General features: G+C 52.0%; 1 protein-coding gene. It reads right to left on the bottom strand.

The annotated features are described in order from the left end of the window. Window positions 1-561: aldehyde dehydrogenase family protein (locus R8O10_RS26785; RefSeq protein WP_318192170.1), on the bottom strand; the 561-nt coding region annotated here is incomplete at both ends.

The following is a 561-nucleotide window of genomic DNA, read 5'->3' as shown; positions in this document are numbered from 1 at the left end:
CGATGAGCGCTCCCATGGATGAACTTGGGTCCATTGGGTCTTTTGGCGTGAACGCTTTCGACGCTTGAATAACTTTTTCTAAGAACTGATCTTTGATGCTTTCGTGAACAAGCAGGCGGGTTGCCGCGACGCACACCTCACCTTGGTTGTAGAAACACCCTGCGGCGGTGTCTGCTGCTGCGCGGTCTAAATCATCACAATCTTCAAACACGATGTTCGCGTTCTTGCCGCCCGCTTCTGCAAACACGCGCTTTAGGTTGCTCTCACCCGATCTGACCATCAGTTGACCTGCAATGCGCGTCGAGCCTGTGAAGGCGATGCAGTCTACGTCTTGGTGTTTCGCCAACGCGTCGCCAGCTTCCTGAACAAAACCCGTAACGACTTGGAAATCGACTGTTGGTAATCCCGCTTGAGAAGCAAGTTGACCTAGAAATATCGCGGTGAGAGAAGATTTTTCTGACGGTTTTAGAATCACGCTGTTACCAGCTGCTAAAGCAGGACCAAGCTTCCAGCACGCAAGCCAAAGGGGAAAGTTCCACGGTACAACCGCAGCAACCACAC

It is taken from the genome of Vibrio sp. 1727 (assembly GCF_033344415.1).
Classification (GTDB): domain Bacteria; phylum Pseudomonadota; class Gammaproteobacteria; order Enterobacterales; family Vibrionaceae; genus Vibrio; species Vibrio alginolyticus.
The sequence above is the reverse complement of the archived record's forward strand: the minus strand, read 5'-3'. Positions and strand labels throughout refer to the sequence as shown.